We start from the raw sequence: 5997 nt of genomic DNA on the forward strand, positions 1-5997 counted from the left end.
TGGCTATTAGTAGCCAACATAAGCGAGATACGAGTGAATAAGTACGCAGGCATAAGTACGCGAGTATATGCATGCGACGGTGTCTACGGTTTATTGGCAATTGCGCCTCTGGCAAGCGCCAGAAAGGAACAGCGCACCGGGAACACAGTATTGCGTTCACATTCGGCCGCGTACGACCCATGGCGAGCAGATGTTTATTAAAGCGCCCCGAAGCAGGACCAGAAAAGAGTGGAGACAGACACGTACAGGTCCGGATTGATGTACAGGGAAAACACAAACAGGAGCACCGCCAGGGCCAGGCCGTATCCAGCGAGTCGTTTAACGCTTGGTTTGACGTTTGTCATCATGGGAGCCTCCCTGAAAATTTGACGATGCGCATTTTGGCGCTTCGCACGAAACACGTGATTACCGGTATAAATATATCGTCGCCTTGACGATATGTCCAAGGGTGATCAGACCAGTATACGCCAGAATGCCGCAGGTCAATTGCATCTTTGCCCATGGAGCCGGCGCAAAAGCCGGTTTGAAGCCCGCATCATTGCCGCAAAGGCGCATCTGGGCGCCAGGCGATTCAGCCGATCAGGCGGCACTGCCCTGAGCAACAGAGCGGACTTCCTGCTGCCTGCGAGCGCAATAGGCAACCCAGAACGCCGCCAGCACGGCGCCAAATAGCGCCAGGCCAGACACCAGCCAGGGACCATGATACGTTTGGTGATCCAGCATAAAACCATATACGACGGGTCCCAACGCAGACCCCACATCCATGCCGGAATAGACCAGACCGTAAACTGAGCCAAGGGCACCCTTGGGCGTAACGCGTCGCACCAGCATATCGCGGGACGGTCCGGCCATGCCGCTCAGGAAACCGGCCATGCACAGCCCGGCCACCGCCAGCCCCGAAGGGAGCATCCCCATGGCCAGCAGAATAAAAACAAGCCCCGAGGTCGCCAGCGAGCCGGCCACAATACGTTCGGTCCTGTCTGTGCTGCCTGCCAGAAAGCCGCCAATAAGCAGACCCACGCCCGCTGAAACCATGTACATGGAAAGTGCGGAACTGGCCCATTCCTTGCCAATGCCATACAGCGATCCAAGAATGGGAATCGTAAAGTTCTGTACCGATGACATCGAACCCGAGGTAAATGCAAAGAACAGAAATGCACCCCACAGCGCCGGATTCTTCAACAGCAGGCGTAACTTGGCCGCAAAGCCGGGCTCAGCCGCCCGGGGGCGTTCCTGGACCGGCTTATCGTCCTGCTTGTCGCTCTTTGCATCGCCCTTTGTATCGGTCTGCGCCGCCGGCGTGGCCAGCAGCGACGCTCCGAGAAAGGTTGTCAGAAACAGGGTTAAAAGCACGACGGCGGCGGCCGCAGCAGCAAAGCGCCACGAACCGGTCTGGACAATAAAAAAGGTAATGAAGATCGGCGCCAGTGCCCAGCCCAGGTTGCCCGATACGCCATGAATACTGAAAGCATGGCCCAGACGCCGCTGGCTCACATTCTGGTTGATAATGGAAAAATCGACCGGGTGAAAGACCGAGTTACCGGCGCCGCCGATAAAGGCAGCAATGATAAAAACCCAATAGGCGTCAGCGACCGCAATCAGCAACGCTGAGACGACCATACAGGCCAAGCCGAAACGCAATACGGGACGCGCGCCCAGATGATCCACGACAAAGCCCGATGACGCTTGTCCGACACCCGAGACCACAAAGAATACCGTGGCCAGAAATCCCAGCTCAGCAAAACTGTAGCCAAAATCGCGATTGAGCGACAGGTACAGTGACGGCAACACCAGTTGATAAAAATGCGAGCCGCCATGCAGCAGCCCGATCAGCGCAATCACCTTCCAGTCTCGTGGATCCCCATCTGCATTGGGAGCCCTGATCGAAGAGGTCAGAACTTGCGAAGTCATACGATACCTGTGATAGCCGGATTAATATGGCAGAAAAAACGCGTTAGTTTTGCTGCTGCTTGATGATGGGCCAGGCTTTTTTCATGTAGTAGAACATGGACCAGATCGTCAGAACGGCAGCAATGTAGACCAGGACCGTTCCGATAGGCGCAAACGGAATAGAATGCCAATCCTGATAAAACAACAGGCAGGGAATGGCGGTCATTTGCGCAGCGGTCTTGAATTTACCCAGCCAATGCACCGCCACGCTATTGCGCGCACCGATGGTCGCCATCCATTCGCGCAGCGCCGAAATGGTTATTTCACGTCCGATAATGATAAGTGCAATAAAGGAATCAAGCCGGCTCAGGTCCAGCAGGATCAACAGGGCCGCGCACACCATAAGCTTGTCTGCGACCGGATCCAGAAAGGCGCCAAACGATGAAGTCTGATTCCAGCGCCTTGCTAGCCAGCCATCGAACCAGTCTGTCAGCGCCGCAAAAATAAAGGCCAGCGCACCGATGGTGTCACGCAAAGGAACGTCAATCCAGTGCAGCGGCAGATAGTAAAGCGCAATGACCAGCGGAATCATGGCGATCCGCATCCAGGTCAGGATAATAGGTATGTTCAGTGGCATAGGGCTTTAATAACACAAAATACGGCGGAGGCATTATGTGTAATCCTACCACTAACGCAAAGATTCATAGATGCGTTCAGCAAGTTCCCTGGAAATACCTTCTACCGAGCGCAAATCATCAATGCTTGCCGCTGCCACGCCGGAAAATCCCCCGAAACGCGCCAGCAGTTTCTGTCTGCGTTTGGCGCCAACGCCTTCGATCTCCTCCAATCGCGACACATTTCTGGCCTTGGCGCGGCGCGCCCGCATGCCGGTGATGGCGAACCGATGGGCTTCATCACGCACCTGGGCCACCAGCATGAGCGCAGCCGATCCCAGCCCAAGCGCCACCGATTCCCGTTCGTCCGTAAACACCAGGGTTTCCAGGCCGACCTTGCGCCCTTCTCCCTTGGCCACCCCGACAATCACACGGGTGTCCAGACCGAATTCCACAAACACCTGACGGGCGATTTCCACTTGCCCCTTGCCACCGTCAATCAGCACCACTTCCGGTAGCGGCGCCTCGCCGTCTGCCACCTTGGAAAAGCGGCGGATCAGCACCTGGCGCATTGCCGCGTAATCATCTCCCTCGGTGATACCGGCGATGTTATAACGGCGATACAATGAAGGCTGCATATCATGATGGTGGTACACCACACAGGATGCCTGGGTCGCCTCGCCAGCGGTGTGACTGATGTCGAAGCATTCGATGCGCAGCGCATCGAGCGATTCGTCATCGGTATCCAGTTGCAGCAGCTCTGCCAGCGCACGTGTGCGCGCAGCCCGCGAGGCAGATTCGGACAGCGTACGCGCCAGGGAAAACTCGGCATTGCGCAAGGCCTGATCCAGCCAGGTCCGGCGTACTCCCTGAGGACGCGTCTGCAAACGGGTTTTGATTCGCGATGGTTGCTGTTCGTTGAGCAGCGCCAGCAGATTTTCATCTGCCAGTGCCTCGGAGCATACCAACACCGGCGGCAATGGGTTCTCCAGATAATGCTGCGCAATGAAGGCCGTCATCACATCGGAGCGACTTTCACCATCGGCCTGCGTTGGAAAAAACGAGCGATCGCCAAGATGCCGGCCACCGCGCACCATAGCCAGATTGACACATGCCTTGTCGGCCGCCTGCGCCACGGCAATGATATCGACATCGGTCTTGTCCATCTCTTCCATCGATTGCTGATGCAGCACAGTTGCCAGTGCATGCATCTGATCCCGCAGCGCCGCAGCCTGCTCAAAACGCAATTGATCGGAAGCCTGCTGCATGCGTGCCTGCAGATCATTAACCACGTCGTCGGCCTCGCCATCCAGAAAACGCACGGCCTGCTGCACATCGCGCTGATAGTCGTCTTCGTTAATAAAGTTAACGCAAGGCGCCGTACACCGCCCGATCTGATACTGCAGACAGGGCCGGGAACGATTGGCAAATACGGTGTCCTCACAGGTGCGCAGGCGAAACACCTTCTGCAAAATCTGTATGGTTTCGCGTACGGCCCAGGAATTCGGATAAGGTCCGAAAAAACGCCCCTTGCGACTGGTAATGCCGCGATAGTACGCAATCCGCGGATAGTCATGCGCGCTGATCATCAGGTACGGGTACGACTTATCGTCACGAAACAGGATGTTGTAACGCGGCCTCAGGCTTTTGATCAGGTTATTTTCAAGGATCAGCGCCTCGGCCTCCGAACGCGTCACCGTGACTTCCACGCGCCAGACCCGTGCAACCATCAGTGCAATGCGCGGACTGTCCGGGGTTTTCTGAAAGTAGGAAGAAACGCGTTTTTTCAGATCCCTGGCCTTGCCGACATACAATACCGTGCCTTCCGCATCCAGATGGCGGTAGACGCCAGGCAGATGCGGCAGGTCACTCAGAAAGGATTTGAGATCGAAAGTCTCGGGCATACTGATATCGTGAGTCTGATTGCAAGGTATTCCAGTCCATGAACGGCACAGCCGGCTTCAGGGCACGGATTCGGGAAACCGATGAGGCCGATGGCGCTGCTTTCAGGCAAGCCAGCAAGGTATCGGCCAGATCGGGACGGTTGCAGACCAATACCATATCACATCCGGCAGACAGTGCCGCCTCGGCGCGGGCCGTGATATCGCCGGCAACCGATGCCCCTTCCATGGTCAGATCGTCCGAAAAAACCACGCCATCGTACTTCAAGCGCTGCCGCAGGATCTGCTGCACCCATACTTTGGAAAAACCGGCGGGCGAGGCATCCACCTTGGGATAGATGACATGTGCCGGCATCACGGCCGACAGCACCGGTGCGCCCAGCCAATCATAGGGCATGGCATCGTCTGCCATGATCTGCTCCAGACCCCGTTCATCTACCGGGATGGCCACATGAGAATCAGCATCGACAAAACCATGGCCGGGAAAATGCTTGCCGCAGGAACGCATGCCGGCCAAACTCAAGCCCTGAATCAGGGCACGCGCCAGCATCGCAACGACCCGCGGATCACGATGAAAGGCCCGGCTGCCAACAACCTTGCTGACGCCATAGTCCAGATCCAGAACCGGTGTAAAGCTAAAATCCACGCCGCAGGCGCGCAATTCTGCGGCCAGGACATAACCGATCTCAGTCGCGGCACGCATGGCCTGCAGCGCGTTGCGCTCCCAATAACGGCCCAGGTCCTGCATGGACGGCAGATGCGTAAAACCTTTGTCGCGAAACCGCTGTACCCGTCCGCCTTCATGATCGACGGCAATCAGCAGCGGTTCATCTCGGGCTTCGTGAATTTGCGCGGTCAGCTCGGCCAGTTGCCGGGGATTATCGTAATTGCGGGCAAACAGGATAACTGCACCGGTCAGCGGATGCGCCAGGCGATCCCGCTCCTGACTGGTCAGGTGGTGGCCGGCAACATCAAGCATCACTGGGCCGGGCATTTGCCGGCCGGCGGTTGCGGCGACGCCCGACTGGACAGATCGGCGAGCAGGGCGGGATTGGGAAGCAGACACCTGGACTCCTTTTGGGTGTTGGGCAACAGGATGATTAAATCGGTTTACGCTCCACCATGGCAAAAGCCATGGCCAGATCGGATTCATCGGTCAGGGAAATATGGGCCAGCCCGAAGCGGGATTCGTACCACTCTTTCAAGGGCGAAGCCAGCACCACCAGCGGCTGTCCGCTGGGCGCATTGAGCGTTTGCATGCGCGACCACGTCATGGGCGTTCGCATGCCCAGCCCGATCGCCTTGGAAAAAGCCTCTTTGGCCGCAAAGCGGGTAGCCAGAAAACGCATCCCGCGCTCGGGGTCACGCGCCTGTCTGCGCAGAAACTTCTCCCGCTCCTGCGGGCCCAGAATCCGCAAGACAAAACGATCGCCAAAACGCTCGTATGCCTGGCGGATCCGATGGATATGGATCAGGTCCGTACCAATACCGGCAATCGCTGCAGGCAGTGTGACTTCGTTAGTCATGGGCATTTCACCGTGAAGTGCTAAAGCTTGATAAAATGTTCTCGGTAGTGCTTGAGTTCATCAATG

The 5997-nt window shown here is 57.0% G+C and carries 6 protein-coding genes; all 6 read right to left on the reverse strand.

The genetic code is table 11. From position 1 onward, the window contains the following. Positions 1-197: 197 nt before the first annotated feature. The 6 genes from ACTIKR_RS17240 to acpS all read right to left on the reverse strand — a co-directional run bounded on the left by ACTIKR_RS17240 (position 198) and on the right by acpS (position 5931). Complete coding sequence (locus tag ACTIKR_RS17240) at positions 198-347, reverse strand: hypothetical protein (protein WP_193089093.1); 150 nt, start codon at positions 345-347, stop codon at positions 198-200. A 232-nt stretch (positions 348-579) separates the two neighbouring features. Continuing rightward, positions 580-1911, reverse strand: coding sequence for an MFS transporter (locus ACTIKR_RS17245; RefSeq protein ID WP_193088995.1), 1332 nt, complete (start codon positions 1909-1911; stop codon positions 580-582). A 43-nt stretch (positions 1912-1954) separates the two neighbouring features. Beyond that, complete coding sequence (gene pgsA, locus ACTIKR_RS17250) at positions 1955-2527, reverse strand: CDP-diacylglycerol--glycerol-3-phosphate 3-phosphatidyltransferase (RefSeq protein WP_193088994.1); 573 nt, start codon at positions 2525-2527, stop codon at positions 1955-1957. A gap of 51 nt (positions 2528-2578) precedes the next feature. Then, entirely contained in the window at positions 2579-4408 is a 1830-nt protein-coding gene (uvrC, locus tag ACTIKR_RS17255) for an excinuclease ABC subunit UvrC (protein ID WP_193088993.1), read from the reverse strand. Further along, a complete protein-coding gene (gene nagZ / locus ACTIKR_RS17260) occupies positions 4371-5399 on the reverse strand; it encodes a beta-N-acetylhexosaminidase (RefSeq protein WP_442328507.1) in 1029 nt (342 codons plus the stop codon). Before nagZ ends, uvrC begins: the two co-directional genes overlap by 38 nt. A 106-nt stretch (positions 5400-5505) precedes the next feature. Continuing rightward, a complete protein-coding gene (gene acpS / locus ACTIKR_RS17265; protein WP_193088992.1) occupies positions 5506-5931 on the reverse strand; it encodes a holo-ACP synthase in 426 nt (141 codons plus the stop codon). Positions 5932-5997 lie beyond the last annotated feature (66 nt).

Source organism: Advenella sp., assembly GCF_052108595.1.
Classification (GTDB): domain Bacteria; phylum Pseudomonadota; class Gammaproteobacteria; order Burkholderiales; family Burkholderiaceae_B; genus Advenella.

Coding starts and splice junctions, on each gene's coding strand:
- ACTIKR_RS17240 (WP_193089093.1), bottom strand. CDS start 347: ATGATGACAAACGTCAAACCAAGCGTTAAACGACTCGCTGGATACGGC.
- ACTIKR_RS17245 (WP_193088995.1), bottom strand. CDS start 1,911: ATGACTTCGCAAGTTCTGACCTCTTCGATCAGGGCTCCCAATGCAGAT.
- pgsA (WP_193088994.1), bottom strand. CDS start 2,527: ATGCCACTGAACATACCTATTATCCTGACCTGGATGCGGATCGCCATG.
- uvrC (WP_193088993.1), bottom strand. CDS start 4,408: ATGCCCGAGACTTTCGATCTCAAATCCTTTCTGAGTGACCTGCCGCAT.
- nagZ (WP_442328507.1), bottom strand. CDS start 5,399: ATGCCCGGCCCAGTGATGCTTGATGTTGCCGGCCACCACCTGACCAGT.
- acpS (WP_193088992.1), bottom strand. CDS start 5,931: ATGACTAACGAAGTCACACTGCCTGCAGCGATTGCCGGTATTGGTACG.